We start from the raw sequence: 14,910 nt of genomic DNA on the forward strand, positions 1-14,910 counted from the left end.
AGCTGATGACAAAACCTATTTTTATTTTTCGAATGAAGAAATAGTTCTTGCTATACCTTCTTTCACACCAACCGGCATAGTTTTTATCTTCAAAGCTGCTTTTATTTTCCTGTTACAGACAACATAACTTTCAGTCAGCTTTTCGAGACGTTCAGCGTTGACAGGTAGTTTAAATAAACCTCCGGTACACGCCATCGTCCTGACCAACCCACGAGGAATATTCCATATACGTGCTTTACGTTGCGAAGTATCGGCAATAATATTGAAAAGCTCCTTTGTTGACAAAGGGTGGTCATCAGCCAGGTTATATGCACCACTCGGAATATCTTCCGTAAGCAATTGCTCACAGACGAAACAGAAATTATCGACACTCAGAAATGAGCGTGTATTCTCAAAAGCTCCTAAAGGATAAGGCAAGCCTTTCAAAACGAATTTATAGAACAGGTTAAGGTTACCTTTATTTCCAGGACCATGTACCATGCATGGCCTGAGTATGTAAAATTTCTTATCTGTAACCCCTAATGACAACTGTTGAATATACTCTTCCGCCTTTAACTTGGACTTACCATAAGCCGTTACCGGCGAAGGCTCAGCCTCTTCTGTCAGTACACCCTGAACCACATCTGCAATAGCTTTGACACTGCTGACATATATGAAGCGTTTGGCTTTGCTTTTCAGAAACCAGTCGTACAGCATCTTTGTCAATTCAAAATTGACCAAGAAATATGCCGCATCGTCATTGGTATTTTTAGTGTCGTGTGCCAAACCAGCCAGGTGAATAACAGCATCTATATCGTCCAGCGATGTAGTATGCAGGTCTTCCCACAGCACTTCTCGTCCTGCGCCTGTCTTTTTACGAACCAGCATGCAGAAGGTGATACCCGGCATGTGCTTATCGAGGTATTGCCTGAGGTTTGTACCTATAAACCCTGAGGCTCCGGAAATGAGTATTTTCATAGGTGTCGTGATCATTGGTTGTTCAATAGAAACTCGAACGGTTTAAAAATATACTTGGTATATATCATGAAGTAATTCGTACTTAAATGATTTTCTTCACAAGCTCTTTTTATCTCCTTGTTCAGCGTGATGATGCTATTGAGGTTTTTGGTACTTACTCCTCCCATCCTCATCCTTGTTGTCATGACAGGCAGGTATCTGAAATTTATCTTATTGACATAAAGATAACGAATCAGCAGTTCGTAATCTGCCGCAATCTTATAATCAGTTTTGTAATAACCCAGCTTATCAAACAAATGACGTTTGCAAAAGAACGAAGGGTGCGGAGGCATGAATCCCCAGGCAAACTTCGCAGGTTTCCACTTCTGAGCATGATAATGCCTGAGTATGCGGGTATTAGTATCATTGACAAATACTATATCCGCTATCGTCGCATCCAACTCCGGTTCTTTTTTAAAAGCTGCTGCTATTTTGCTGAGGGTGTCATTACTGTAAAAAAAATCATCGGCATTCAAAATACCTACTACGTCACCCGTTGCCATACGTATGCCTTTGTTCATAGCATCGTATATGCCATTATCTTTTTCAGAAACAAAACGTGCTATACCTGACTCATAACTCTTCACCACATCAACAGTTCCATCTTTTGAACCACCATCTACGATGATATACTCCACATCATCATAATCCTGCGCCAACACGCTATCAATGCAACCACGAATGGTGTTTGCACAATTATAAACTACCGTTACGATACTTATCTTCATTAATAACCTGTATTACTTACGGCAGTACATTTATTTTTCAAGAATGATATTTTCCATTACGAGCATATCCATATCTGTACGCAGGAAGCAGTTCACCGCTTCTTCGGGCGTATTAACGATAGGTTCATTCTCATTGAACGATGTATTCAACAAGATAGGCGTGCCTGTTTTTTTCCTGAAGGCGTCTATTAATGCATAGTACCTCGGGCTGACATCTTTCATAACCGTCTGCAAACGGCCGGTGCCGTCAACGTGGGTAACAGCAGGTATCTCATCGTATTTCTCCGGCTTGATCGGCAGCACCTTCTCCATGAAAGGCACGTCCTCTACCCTTGTGAAATATTCCCCTACATACTCGCTGAGAATAGATGGTGCAAAAGGACGGAAACTTTCGCGCCTTTTTATCTTGCTGTTAAGCAACTCTTTTGCCTTGTCATTGCGGGGATCAGCAATAATGCTTCTTCCGCCCAAAGCCCTGGGGCCAAACTCAGCCCTGCCGGAAAACCAGCCTACTACTCCCGGTTCTATCAGTTTATCCGTTATCTTATCATACAGTTCATCGTCATTGAGACGAGTGTATGCAATACCCCTTTCTTTCAGATAGGCTTCTATCTGCTCGTTAGTAAACCTGCTACCCGTATATGCACTATATATAGCGTCAGCACGAGGATTATCAAGGATATGGTTGTATAGATATAATCCCGCGCCCATAGAAATACCTGCATCGTGACCCGCTGACGGGATGTATAGTTTTTCAAACTGAGTGCTTGAAAGTATCTTACCGTTAGCAACTGAGTTTTGCGCTACCCCACCAGCAATACATACGTTCTTTAATCCTGTTCTTTTTTGTAGATGGTTAAGTATATGCATAATTAGCTGTTCGCATACACGCTGTACAGAAGCAGCTATATCTTTATGCTTTTGTGTCAGTTCATCTCCTTTTTGTCTTGCCGGACCAAAAACACCTTCTATCTTATCAGTGTACAATTGAGATACTGTAGGGATGTTATTCTCGTAATCCAGTTTTATCTTGGTAGGTGAGGTGAAATACTTCTGATCCCAACTGAACAAACCATTATCTGTAAAATGGAGCATCTGCTTTATCTCGTCCACGAACTTGGCCTCGCCATATGGTGCAAGCCCCATTACTTTGTATTCATCGCCATAGTGTGGGAAGCCAAGATATTGTGTAAATGCAGTATAAAACAAACCTGCTGACACAGGGAAATCTACCGAATCCAGCACCTCTATCTTATTACCCCTGCCAACAGCGATCATAGTAGTTGTAAAGTCACCCGAACCATCAATAGACAGGATTGCGGCCTCATCAAAAGGACTGGCAAAAAATGCAGATGCCAGGTGACTGCGGTGGTGCTCTACCTGGTGAATCTTAGGCTTTATCATCTCCGCAGTTACCCCGAATGCTTTTGCAAACTCTTCTTCGAGCGAAGAAACATTCTTCGCATTCTTGATACGATCCATAACCATACCAACATTTGCCAGTGGATTCTTTGCCAGGAAAGCCATCTTGCTTTTGAACTTTGCTTTCGGGTCTCTGCCTATGGCAATGTGGTCTAATTGCTGCAGGGTAATACCTGCTTCCTCCAGGCAGAACTTAATAGCCAGGGCCGGAAAGCCAGCCCAGTGTTTCACACGGGTAAATCGTTCTTCTTCAGTAGCAGCTACCAGTTTACCGTCAACAAAAATTGCCGCACTTGAGTCTGCATGGTATGCATTAATTCCTAAAATCGTCATCTTATTTTTATTTATCCCTCCCTATACGGAGAACATTTTTTTGTATTGACTATTTATTTTTTCCAGATCGTATTGTTCTGTTATGTATTTCCGGGCATTAAGTGTCGCCTGTTCGTATTCTTTGTCCTGAATTCCAGCTATTTTATCTATCAATGCAGTAAAGGGTGCCAGGTCTTCAGGGTTTACATTATAGCCTGCTCCGGCCTGCTCTAATCCATTCCATGGTGTGGTGTGGCTGGTAATCACAGGCTTGCCTGCAGATAATGCCTCGTATATGGCATGGCCGAAATTCTCGCTTTTACTAGGCAGTACAAAATAGTGTGCTTCCTTCAGTGCTTCATGAATTTTCAAAGGCTCGATCTCACCCTTATATTGTACCAGAATATTATGAGGCATCTGTTTCATTATGGCAAGACACTCATCCCAATATGCACTATCCTTAATTGGGCCAAATATCATATAGCTGATAGCAGACCTACAGTTCTTCAACGCCTTAAGCACCAACAAAATATTCTTCATCGGGCTTACCAGGGATATAGACACAAGTGAAAGTGAGCCATATTCTTTTTTAAGGGGTTTCTGATAGTCTTGCACATTGGGCAGGTTGGGCACCATCCATATTTTCTTATCACCGCCAAATAGATCCTTTATATAACCAGTTTCTTCATCAGTTGTGGCGTGGTACTCACAGTTTTTATGCAACCCGAACATTTTAAATGCTGTCAGGAATATTTTCTTTTTAGCACTCTTCTGTGATAAAGCCCCGGGATGCAACATTCCTCTCACCGATAATATCTTGCGTGCGTTGCCTTTATACATTAGTGGGTATATGGTGTAAAGCATTGAGTAAAGACCGTTAATAAATATTACATCAGGCTTTATACCTTCTATGATGTTCAATATTTCTGTCTTGCTGCCTGAAACACTGTTGTAATAGACCTTAACGTTTGTTTGGAAGTCTGTCCAGCAATCAAGCTGTACATCTGACTTTGTTCCGTCCATATCTGCATCAGAGCATAGTATGTACGTTTCTACGTCCTGTATTGAGGATAGGAAGTTTGCAGTATTCTTAATAGACTGTACCGGGCCCCCAGCCTTATATGCAGGCAGAAAATACTGGTAAGTTATTAATACCCTCACTTTTTACTGAGCAGAAACTTTTGTAATGGTGTAAAGAATGTATAATAGCCAATAACCATAAATGCGAGGTTGTTTCTCAACTTACCCAAAAAGAAAAGGCTATCAGACTCAAAAGCACCCAGACTTAAGAAAAAACCTATTGCAATTGCGTACACCAAAAGAATATTGTACTTATCTGCATTTATGATACGTTTATACACATTACCGATCAACATGTAAAGGAATATGATCGGGATAAACATAAAGTACAGCCCAAAATCGATATAAAAATCACAAAAATATCCCATGGATATAGAGGTTCCCTGTGAAGAACTGGAAAAGCGCTTGCCCGTATAATAGGAAGTTCTCAGCGATGCATCTTTAACACCTTTATCAGGATTTATAAACCTGGGTACCAAAAGAAATTCAAAAACAGAAAGAAGTTCCTCGCCACCCTTATAGTTAATTTCAGAGGGTACTCGTTTGTACACTTCTGAATATCGTTCCATATACTGAACCCTTGATAATAGAATGGCTGCACCATCCCATACTGAGCTAACATCGAAGTTCACTACCTGGTTAAACATATATACCAATGCCTCGGTGTTACTAACTGTTTGCACCTGAGCACCTGACCCCTGGTTTAGGTACGCCCTGTACCCGCCTTTTACATATGACCAAAACGAGAAAAAAAACAAGAGGGCTACCACAATGGGCACCATACGCATTATGGCTCTGCGGCTCAAATTCGGGTTAACTGTAAAATACACGATGATGATCAGGATCAACAAAGTCTTAAAATCAGAGAAAAAAGAGGCAAAGCTCAAAACAAAATCAAACAACAATATACCAACAATTAGAGGCTTATTGGTATCGGTCTTCAACAACAAAATAAACACCAATAATGCCAGAAAAACATATTTCAATATACCAAATGAAACAACCAACTGGTAAAGAGAAGCATTACCTCGTGTTAATACCGGCACGAGAGGCAGGACAATTGCCATTACGATGTAGCCAATGATTACATTCTTTGTATTCAGTTGTTGGACCGCTTCCCTCATTACATCCCGGTTCACTACCCGTCTCGCCTGGGGTCGGACATAGTTCCTGAGGACAAATATTATTGCGAGCAACTGCAAGAATGTGACTGTAAAAAGAAATGTAAGATCATAACTATCGAAAAGTACGTCCATTTTTTCCCCCAAAAAGTCAGCATACAAAATACATGCAAAGACCTGTAACCATTGCAAACCAATAAAATATAAGAAAACAGGAGGGGTATATGGCTTCCAAAGGCTTTTCAGCAGCACTACAAATACAACACCTGCTATCAGCGTTAGCAGTGTATACTGCGATGCAAGTCCATACAAGAAGAACAATACCAGTATTGCACCGTCCAGTTGCCCTATAGGGTTCTTGCGTACACTAATTTGTTGATTATTTCCTACCATTTATTTCCGTTAGATCAATCTAAAGCTTCGAACCAGTTGATACATTATTTAATGTGCAATACCTTCACCTTGACAAAATACCACGTAAGGATAAATGGGTTGTCGAATTTGCTTATTTCCTTCCAAAACTGATATGCGAGTTTTACTCCGCTTTTCTTTAATGCATTCATCATCAAAGTATAATAAAATACCAACTTTGATTCCCTCATATCCCTCAAACCCTCACTTCTAAGTTGCGGAGGAATGTATGCAAATAGCTTTTTATAAACGATAATATCTTCGACGACGTGTTTTATATAATACACCTCTTGCCTGCTTAACTGGCCTGAGTGACTTCTCAGATAGACAATAGGCTCATTCATAAAACCAATATTATAAAACTCACCTATTCTCACCCACATATCAAAGTCGCCACATATCTTCATTCCCTCATCAAAGTAGCCAACATTATTGTATGCTTCTTTTGCAATTGTAACATTAGCTATATTACCGGCAATAGACCCCCACCTGAAGGCTATTCGGGCATGTGTTTCCTGATCTACAATTGTAGGTGTAATGTCTTCCTTGGCTTCTTTTACTACAGTACTATTTTCATCTATGATCTTTACAGCCGTATAACTCATACCCAAGCCGGGATGTTCTTTATGAAAAGCAACGATCTTACCCAAAGCCTCGGGAACCATATAATCATCCTGGGACCAAAGCTTTACAAGCGGCGCTTCGGCTTTCTTACTCATGAAATTGAGATTATAAAAAAGCCCCTTGTTCACATCATTACGGGATAATTTCAGCCTTGGGTCTGAAATACTTTCCAGGTATTCCCATGAACCATCTGCGGAACAATCGTCCAGTACCAGCAACTCAAAATCATTATATGTTTGAGCTAAAACACTTTCAACAGATTCTTTCAAATAAGGCAACCCGTTATACACAGGTAATATGACACTGATCCCAGGCATTATTACTAATAATTTACAATTCCGATCATTTCTTTCCTTGTTCCAGTTGTTTCAACAAAGAAGAGATATTCGCCACGATCGTAGCGAATGAATATGTTTGCAACAGGCTTTCTTTTATATTCTTCACAAACCTGCCCTGCGCTTTTAGTTTGATTTGTTCATTTATATATCCGGCTGCGGCATGTACGTCTCCGCGCTCTATAACTATTCCTGTATCTTCATCTTTTACCAGGTCTGTGGCACAACCCACTTTATTATTCGTCACTATCTTACATCCACAGACCAGGGCCTCATTGATACCCAACCCCCACGTTTCACTTACTGATGACATGACAAACACATCTGCCAGGCGATACACAACAGGCATTTTCTGTTGATTCTGAAAATCGAGGAAAATAACCCTGTCATCAATGGCGCTTTGTTTCATATCTGCCTCAAGGGGACCATTACCGATAAGTATAAACCTCACCCCGGGTGTCTTACATACTTTGGCTACTTCTAACAAAAAAGAAGGATTCTTCACTGTATCAAACTTCCCGGCATATACTACGGTAAGTTCATCGTCTGCAATTCCCAGGTCTTGCCTCCATTGTTTCGCTTTAAGTTCATTAGCTGCAGCATTACCTGAGAAGCGTTCATTATCTATGGCATGAGGAACAAATATCAATTCTCGTTCCTTCATACCATGCGCCCTAAAATAGGTCTTATTATTAGCTCCTACATAAAGGGCATAATCAACAAAAGAATAAATGTACTTCAGCCAGAGCCTGCGCAGTATCTTTTTTATCCCACCTGCCTCAATTAACAAAGTAGAATCGCCCCTGAACAGTACCGGTATTTTACCATGAAAATATTTCATGCACTTAAGGTGGCTATTGAATGGCCAACCAAATACCAGAACAGCGTCCGCCCCCCAATCTTCTATTTCCTGATTCAAAGATGGATTGATGATACCTTTATAATGATGAGAGCCCGGCTCAGCAGAAACATTCTTCACAAATGTGTACTCATACCCGTCCAGCAAAGGAAGATCCCATTCTATGACCTTGCCAAATCCTGGATCGTACTTGGCGGAAGTTGCAGACTGCTCCCACGTATAAAAAACCTTTACACTGATACCATCCTGCTGTGCAAGCAACCGGAACCAGGGAGCATTATACTGTATGGGGTGCGTAGTAACTATAGCGAGTTTCATTATTGCTCAGACTTACCTACACTTCATTATATAACCTCGCAACATGCGGCAATATCCATTGCATCAATACCAATTGCACTATCCAGTGCATAGAGTACCAGGGCTTTATTCAGCAACATCTTCTTCAGCCTTGAATATTGTTGGTATATGCCGCGAGCCAACGCAGTCTTATAAAAGTCGTAGTTATCCTTAAAAGGCCTGTATAATCCATACAATGCAGACATTTTCCATTTTATAGAATCTATTGTATCTGTATCGTCAAATATCCACCTCCTTAACGCATACCTTGTTTCCTTGTTGGCTACCACGGCGATCCCGAAATCATATCCAGCTGCTTTTACCAATACATTATAATCAGAAGGTACTGAGCTAAAAGGGTATGCAATAGAGATAACAGGCCTGTTCAACACCTTTTCCAAAATAGCTTTACTCTTACTTAGTTCTTCTTTAACCCGGTTACCAGAGTGCTCCTCCAGCATTATATGGTAGTGTGCATGAGAGCCTACCTCCATACCCACAGCAACAATATCTTGCAGGTCTTTTTCATTCATGATGTCCAACTCGGGCAATCCATGTTTTGCATCCCAATGATTAATACCATCTATTCGTGCTGTAGGCATATAAAAAACAGCCTTCATATTACGTCTTACCAGCTCAGGTATTGCATAATCTAATAATTGTTTTGCACAATCATCAAATGTTAGTATCACACTTTTCTTCGGTACATTTCCCAACTTCACATCCTCAAACCCGATAGTAGTGTAGCCATTATCCTCCAGGTAATCGAGCAGCATATTATAGGACGCATGAGTTACCACCCATGGCTTCAATGAATCCAGTCCCGGATCATCGCTGACATAATGCAGCGCAACTATTGGTGGCATATTATTTTTCTTCATGACAAATATTTTTCAACAGGGGAACCCTGTATAAATCACAATTGACTAAAATTCATTAAGCTGGACCTGTCAAAAGATAATTGTGACAACTTTTTACCTAATTCTTTCCCATCCATATCTGTAAGCATTCCGTCGGTAAAAACTGCGTGTACCATTATCTCTGCAATAGCATTCCCCGGCAAGCCGCTATTCATATAATCATCTATATCCCCCATAAGTTGTGTACAACGGAAACCCTTTGCAACCAACATTTTGTTGAAGATGAGCTTATACATGTTTTTAAACTTACTGATACCTGCACCTGTATTCCTGCTTAGCCTTATCTTTTTTATATTGTGTTCTTTTGCGAGTGTTGCAACAATACTCATAACAGCCCACTCTGTATGTACATGATGATGCGAGTCGATATGAGAGGGAGGGAACCCAAGTGTTTTAAACTGTTCTAACTGAGCATTCAATTCATTATGCACAGCTTTGCATTCCTCGTCATTCAGCCTGAACATTTTAGTTTGCCTTGCTTTGCCATGAAAAGCCCGTCCATCGCAAAACCTGCTTTGAGTCTTAATACCGCTTGTAAGAGGCGTCCCTTCTGTCAGGTTCAGATGAATACCAACTGCAGCAGATGAAACAGACCCGTTATTGATCCGGGTACGGGCATCTGCAAAGCCCTCATTGAAATTGGTGAGCATTGAGGTAGAGCTGATATACCCTTTATCAAAAGCCATTTCTATAGCTTCATTGGTTTCGGGATTATACCCGAAATCATCACTATTGATTATAACTCCAGCCACAGATCGGTCAACGCTAATTTATCGATGGTTATCTTCTCTTTCCTGTCCAGCGTCTTTATTACAAAGTTCCCCGCTTTCTGGATATTCATCACCCCAAGGGCACTAACCTCATTTATATATAAAGCATGAGTGGGGTTAGCACCATTAACAGGTACAAATATGCTCAGCATACCATTACCTTTTTCTTTTTTCGCTACATATTCAAGAATAGCAGGAAAATACTCGGGCTTTTTACTGAAGATGTCTACCACGTGTATATGGCCGAATTCTTTTTCTGCTTTGTAGATGCAATGCCCTATCAATTCTCCATTTATCGAAAGCCCAAGCTGTGTATAGCTCTTATCTTTCTCACCCAACCATTTAAATAGAGATTCTTCAGGCGAAAGATAATATTCATCTTTACCACCATTGGCCACCATCTTCTTTATTTCATCGTAGTCGATCGGCACTTCCGTTACATTACCTATTACCTTCGGCTTCTTAGCACCTTTCAGCATAGACAAGAAGGAAAGTAGCTTCCTGACATCTTTTAGCTTCCCTTCCTTACGTATCTTCCATACTTTAAACGGATTGAGCAATTCGCTCCATTTAAACATCAAGCCTACCTTTTCCCCGACAGAGTATAGTACCGGGTAGAATATATAATTGCGAAAACCTGTGAACTTATCAAATCCTACACGCTCAAAGGCTTTCAGTGCAGCAGTTGCCCCCCATGACATATGAGAGTGTGAGGCAATGGCCAGTTCATCACAACCCTCTACCAGTTTATTGAACATACCTTGTCCACGATAGTTGGGGTTCACCAGGGTACGCTCGCTTCTATGCGTCTGCACCATCTCGCCATTAAGCATGAGCTTATAATCTACATAACCCTCACATCCCACCATTTCGTTTTTCTCCGTATCCGTACATTGAATAACGAAACTAACCGGCTTATAAGGAGAGAAGAACTCATTACGCCACGTTTCCACTCCCACATCGTTCAAGCTGTTTACAGCTTCAACTTCTTCTTCTTTCAACTTTTTATATACGAGTGCACTCATGCTGAGATCAATTTTTCAATGCTTTTTCAACCAGGCTTAACAGTTTCACCTCCTGTGCGGCCCATGAAAAATGCTTGTGGTATACTTCTTTTATCTTTTCTCTCTCAACAGGCTCTGCAATAAGAGCATCCAACTCTGCAGCCCACCCTGTTGTATCATTCGTTCTCACTGTTCTCACTGATGAGGGGAAACATCCGGCAACTTCAACCTGCCCGTCTGTATTGGTAGCCAACACTTTTATTCCGGCCTGTAAATATTGTAATATCTTATTGGTAATGGTTTTATTCCTGCTTTCGGGATAAATTTCTTCTAATGCCAACCCTATATCAAATTGCTGAAGCATGTTATCCAACTCAGTATGCGAAACAGGAGGCACCAGTTCTAACTTATGTTCTTTCGGAAAAACATCATTAAGGGTTGCTTCGTATTCCGGAGGACAGTCTCCGATCAGTGTAAGTTTTACTTTAGTATTCACCTCTTTCAAAACGGCCGCTATCTTTTCAAGTCCTCTGCCCGGGCCTACACGTTGAGAAAACCAAACCATATTCACCATTGAGTCATCTCTAAGATTTGCCACCTCCTGCACAGGGCTATCTGCAAATCCATTGTATAATGCTTCAGGTTTGTCAGCTACATTATATGTTTGTTTCAAGGCATCAGCCATAGCAACTGAAGGGCAAGTAACATACACTCCATGCTGAAGAGCATGTAGCTCAAGGCTGCTTAGCAATTTTACGGCTCTTACAGGACTCAGGTAATCGCGAGAGTACCAATCCTCAAAATCAAAAGCTACTTTTTTGCCTTTCTGAATAAGATGTTTTCCTACAAACAAGCCGCATTCTACATGGGCAATATACAGATCTGCATTCCGACTCAGTGACTCTGTATATATTTTATCAGGGTCGGTACTTAACAGGTAGCGGGATTCAAAGCCCAATCTTTTTGCCAACAGCACCAATTTCAACCTACTTCTGTAATAAATATCTCTTAATGCGGGTATCTCGGCTTTTATGGCATTTACAACAGGGCTGTACCTAACAGAAGGATGTAACTTTTGCAATATTGCCATATCCTTCTTTTTGCGCATCGCATTATTCGCCCTAGTGATTATCTCTACTTCATACCCGTTTCTTGCAAGTGCATCCGCCTCTTTCCACACCCTTGGATTAGCACTCAAATGCTGATCCGTCACAATTACTATACTACCCGGTGATGACATTGCTCAGTACTGAAGAATTAATTACGATTTACGTTGGCTGTAATAAAATCTTCAATTCTCGTGATATTGTTTTGATAGGTATGCTGCATAGCGTATCCAATCCTCTTCGATTGCATATCTATACTATTATACGTATCAATATCTTTAATTACCTGTGTAAATAATGCAGGTAAGTTTTCGTTATTCCTTTCTAAAGGCATAGTTACAAGCTCCGGCATACTTTCGTAGGTGGTTATATTATTAGCCACAATTGTTTTTCCTGTTGCCATATACTCCAACACCTTATGGTAGTTAGTACCTCCGCTCTGGTCTTTGGCTATATCGTAACAAATCAGGAAACAATCCATAGCTTTAAGGTTCTTTGCCAGTATTGCCGGATCAACAGCTCCATGAAAGCGAACATTCGATTTATCAATCATAGCAGCTGATGCTGAACTGCCGGCATTTACATCACCTGCCAGGTTAGCGTCTTTTCTGTCAACTGCTCCCCAGAAATTGAATATTACATCGGGATGTTCTGTCACGATCTTATTCAATGTCACCCAATCAATGTCAGGCCTCAGGAAATTGCCTGACAATCCTACCTGCAAAGGTTTATTAATAGCCAAAGACACTTGTTCTGTAATAAACTCTTCGGCTACACCATGATTAACGAACATGGCAGGTATTTTTGTATGATACTTACTGATGATCTCGTTGGTGACAGACAGTAAAACATCTGCTGTATCCACTCCATGAGCACCTTCAGGTATTTGAGGTTCGTCCACCGGCATAAATATTTTGAAACTAACGGAGGAAAATGCACGCAATGAAACCGTATCTGACACGTCAAAAGACCAAACAACATCTACTCTCTGAGCTATCTGCTGTTCTATTTTTCTTGCATGGTATTTCAACAGAAAGTTGTGCAATGTTTTGAACTTATGCTTGATAACATAAGGATAGAAGAAACGGTGTTTTATCACACTCAATCCATCGTAGCTTGTTGGTTCTATTACAATCTCTCCACTCTTCAATTCGCCGTCTTTCACAGGACTGTTCAGGAAATATACTTTGTTGCCCAGCTTAGCTAATGCAACAGCGTAATGGTGTTTCGAGATGAACATCTTCCCCCAATCCTGCTGAGAGATAATTAGTATCGTCTTGCCTTTAAACTTCAAAAACCTTAGTTATAAAAACCGCGGATGCAATCTGCTATGTACTTAATGCTTTCCTTTGTCAGTTCGGGATACATGGGCAGAGATAATATTTCGCCTTGCAACTGAGTGGCAACTGGGAAATCAGCAGGTGTAGTACCCAGGTATTTATATGCCGGAAGGTTAGGCAATGCTGTTGGGTAGTGTAACGCTGTATCCACTCCGCATTGTTTCAAATGCTGTTGCAATTCGTCACGCTTTTCAGCACGTATCATATACAAGTGGAAGGTATGTTTTGTTTCCGGACGAACAACAGGCAGTTTTACATTTGAAATACCATCAAGGTATTTATTGTACAACGCCGCATTTGCGATGCGCTGTTCTGTCCATTTAAGTATATGCGGCAACTTAGCAGATAACACCGAAGCCTGTAGACCATCCAGCCTGCTATTTATGCCTTCTATCTGGTGCTGGTGTTTTTTCAGTGCACCGTGATTTGCATACATCCTGCATTTATCAGCCAGCTCGTCATCATTAGTAACGATACAACCAGCATCTCCATATGCGCCCAGGTTCTTGCCAGGATAAAAACTAAAGCTACCGGCAATACCCATTGTAGCGGCTCTCTCCCCTTTGTATTCTGAGAAATGAGATTGAGCACAATCTTCTATCAAATAGATATTCTTCTCTTTGCACAATTGCTGAATGCCTTCCATATCGCACATCTGCCCGTGCAGGTGCACTACGAGCACAGCTTTGGTAGCCGGAGTAACAGCTTTTGCTACTGCCCCGGCACTCATACTCATATAAGTATCATCAGGATCAGTAAAAGCAGGACGTGCTCCAGTCTGTGAAATGGTCTCAGAACTGGAGATCCAGCTATTAGCTGCTGTTATCACCTCATCACCTTCACCAATACCCAGCATCTTCATAATTATGTAGAGCGAGTCAGTACCATTGGCACAACTGACTACATGCTTAACACCATACAATTCAGCAAATTCCTTTTCAAATGATTTAACGTATTCCCCACCAATAAACGCAGTTTTAGCAATTACGTCCTGTATTGCTTTGTCTATATCGGGTTTAATACTTTGATACTGTGCATGTAAATCAACAAATGGTACGTGCATATGGTTATTATATATTTTTTATTTGATTTTTTTTGCCGGGTTACCTGCATATACTCCCGGCTCTGTTATATTCTTTGTAACAACTGCGCCAGCTCCTATCACTACATTATCGCAGATATTAACAGGCAATATTGTTGCGTTGGATCCAATGGACACATGGTTACCAATATTAGTATACTTCCAGAGGTTTTTATCACCACCTGCAGGGCCTCCGTTCTGAAACAGGTCGTTAATAAACATAACGCCATGACCGATGAAACAATCAGAGCCGATTGTAACCAGCTCGCATACAAATGTGTGTGACTGAACCTTGGTTCTGTCACCTACCGTTACATCCTTTTGTATCTCAACAAAAGGACCAACAAAACAGTTGCTCCCTATTTTACATCCGTAGATATTAACAGGCTCCACGATCTTTACATTCTCGCCAAAATCTACGTTCACAATTTTCGACTGGTATAATGTAGGTTCTGCCATGCTCTT

Annotated in this window: 14 protein-coding genes; all 14 read right to left on the reverse strand. The window is 41.0% G+C overall.

All coding sequences use genetic code 11. The features are described 5' to 3' along the window. Positions 1 to 21: 21 nt before the first annotated feature. From H6550_12325 to H6550_12390, 14 genes are read right to left on the reverse strand one after another with little or no spacing between them, the layout of a single operon-like run. Positions 22 to 957 carry an NAD-dependent epimerase/dehydratase family protein gene (locus H6550_12325; GenBank protein MCB9046909.1) on the reverse strand — a complete coding sequence of 312 codons (936 nt, stop codon included), beginning with the start codon at positions 955 to 957 and terminating at the stop codon, positions 22 to 24. 11 nt (positions 958 to 968) lie between these two features. Continuing rightward, positions 969 to 1,724 (reverse strand): glycosyltransferase, encoded by a 756-nt coding sequence (locus H6550_12330; protein ID MCB9046910.1) that lies wholly within the window; start codon positions 1,722 to 1,724, stop codon positions 969 to 971. Between the two features lie 30 nt (positions 1,725 to 1,754). Further along, the gene (locus tag H6550_12335) at positions 1,755 to 3,479 is read right to left on the reverse strand and encodes a carbamoyltransferase (protein MCB9046911.1); all 1,725 of its coding nucleotides are present in this window, start codon (positions 3,477 to 3,479) and stop codon (positions 1,755 to 1,757) included. A 21-nt stretch (positions 3,480 to 3,500) separates the two neighbouring features. Further along, entirely contained in the window at positions 3,501 to 4,619 is a 1,119-nt protein-coding gene (locus tag H6550_12340) for a glycosyltransferase (protein MCB9046912.1), read from the reverse strand. Further along, the gene (locus tag H6550_12345; GenBank protein MCB9046913.1) at positions 4,616 to 6,052 is read right to left on the reverse strand and encodes a hypothetical protein; all 1,437 of its coding nucleotides are present in this window, start codon (positions 6,050 to 6,052) and stop codon (positions 4,616 to 4,618) included. Before H6550_12345 ends, H6550_12340 begins: the two co-directional genes overlap by 4 nt. A gap of 44 nt (positions 6,053 to 6,096) precedes the next feature. Next, a complete protein-coding gene (locus H6550_12350) occupies positions 6,097 to 7,011 on the reverse strand; it encodes a glycosyltransferase (protein ID MCB9046914.1) in 915 nt (304 codons plus the stop codon). A gap of 25 nt (positions 7,012 to 7,036) precedes the next feature. After that, complete coding sequence (locus H6550_12355; protein ID MCB9046915.1) at positions 7,037 to 8,206, reverse strand: glycosyltransferase family 4 protein; 1,170 nt, start codon at positions 8,204 to 8,206, stop codon at positions 7,037 to 7,039. A gap of 26 nt (positions 8,207 to 8,232) precedes the next feature. Next, the gene (locus H6550_12360; protein ID MCB9046916.1) at positions 8,233 to 9,105 is read right to left on the reverse strand and encodes a polysaccharide deacetylase family protein; all 873 of its coding nucleotides are present in this window, start codon (positions 9,103 to 9,105) and stop codon (positions 8,233 to 8,235) included. A 35-nt stretch (positions 9,106 to 9,140) separates the two neighbouring features. Continuing rightward, the gene (locus tag H6550_12365; protein ID MCB9046917.1) at positions 9,141 to 9,896 is read right to left on the reverse strand and encodes a ChbG/HpnK family deacetylase; all 756 of its coding nucleotides are present in this window, start codon (positions 9,894 to 9,896) and stop codon (positions 9,141 to 9,143) included. Next, a complete protein-coding gene (locus H6550_12370; protein MCB9046918.1) occupies positions 9,881 to 10,939 on the reverse strand; it encodes a hypothetical protein in 1,059 nt (352 codons plus the stop codon). The genes H6550_12365 and H6550_12370 overlap by 16 nt, the downstream gene beginning before the upstream one ends. A gap of 7 nt (positions 10,940 to 10,946) precedes the next feature. Continuing rightward, positions 10,947 to 12,158, reverse strand: coding sequence for a glycosyltransferase (locus H6550_12375; protein ID MCB9046919.1), 1,212 nt, complete (start codon positions 12,156 to 12,158; stop codon positions 10,947 to 10,949). Positions 12,159 to 12,175: 17 nt separating this feature from the next. Further along, complete coding sequence (locus tag H6550_12380; GenBank protein MCB9046920.1) at positions 12,176 to 13,318, reverse strand: hypothetical protein; 1,143 nt, start codon at positions 13,316 to 13,318, stop codon at positions 12,176 to 12,178. A gap of 5 nt (positions 13,319 to 13,323) precedes the next feature. Beyond that, complete coding sequence (locus H6550_12385; protein MCB9046921.1) at positions 13,324 to 14,427, reverse strand: DegT/DnrJ/EryC1/StrS family aminotransferase; 1,104 nt, start codon at positions 14,425 to 14,427, stop codon at positions 13,324 to 13,326. Between the two features lie 18 nt (positions 14,428 to 14,445). Next, positions 14,446 to 14,904 (reverse strand): N-acetyltransferase, encoded by a 459-nt coding sequence (locus tag H6550_12390; protein MCB9046922.1) that lies wholly within the window; start codon positions 14,902 to 14,904, stop codon positions 14,446 to 14,448. Positions 14,905 to 14,910: the final 6 nt, after the last annotated feature.

This window comes from Chitinophagales bacterium, assembly GCA_020636495.1.
Taxonomy (GTDB): domain Bacteria; phylum Bacteroidota; class Bacteroidia; order Chitinophagales; family Chitinophagaceae; genus UBA5543.

What these genes read in the sequence shown, in the direction of transcription:
- H6550_12360 (MCB9046916.1), bottom strand. Translation starts at nt 9,105, where the DNA reads ATGAAGAAAAATAATATGCCACCAATAGTTGCGCTGCATTATGTCAGC.
- H6550_12355 (MCB9046915.1), bottom strand. Translation starts at nt 8,206, where the DNA reads ATGAAACTCGCTATAGTTACTACGCACCCCATACAGTATAATGCTCCC.
- H6550_12370 (MCB9046918.1), bottom strand. Translation starts at nt 10,939, where the DNA reads ATGAGTGCACTCGTATATAAAAAGTTGAAAGAAGAAGAAGTTGAAGCT.
- H6550_12350 (MCB9046914.1), bottom strand. Translation starts at nt 7,011, where the DNA reads ATGCCTGGGATCAGTGTCATATTACCTGTGTATAACGGGTTGCCTTAT.
- H6550_12385 (MCB9046921.1), bottom strand. Translation starts at nt 14,427, where the DNA reads ATGCACGTACCATTTGTTGATTTACATGCACAGTATCAAAGTATTAAA.
- H6550_12335 (MCB9046911.1), bottom strand. Translation starts at nt 3,479, where the DNA reads ATGACGATTTTAGGAATTAATGCATACCATGCAGACTCAAGTGCGGCA.
- H6550_12390 (MCB9046922.1), bottom strand. Translation starts at nt 14,904, where the DNA reads ATGGCAGAACCTACATTATACCAGTCGAAAATTGTGAACGTAGATTTT.
- H6550_12325 (MCB9046909.1), bottom strand. Translation starts at nt 957, where the DNA reads ATGAAAATACTCATTTCCGGAGCCTCAGGGTTTATAGGTACAAACCTC.
- H6550_12375 (MCB9046919.1), bottom strand. Translation starts at nt 12,158, where the DNA reads ATGTCATCACCGGGTAGTATAGTAATTGTGACGGATCAGCATTTGAGT.
- H6550_12330 (MCB9046910.1), bottom strand. Translation starts at nt 1,724, where the DNA reads ATGAAGATAAGTATCGTAACGGTAGTTTATAATTGTGCAAACACCATT.
- H6550_12345 (MCB9046913.1), bottom strand. Translation starts at nt 6,052, where the DNA reads ATGGTAGGAAATAATCAACAAATTAGTGTACGCAAGAACCCTATAGGG.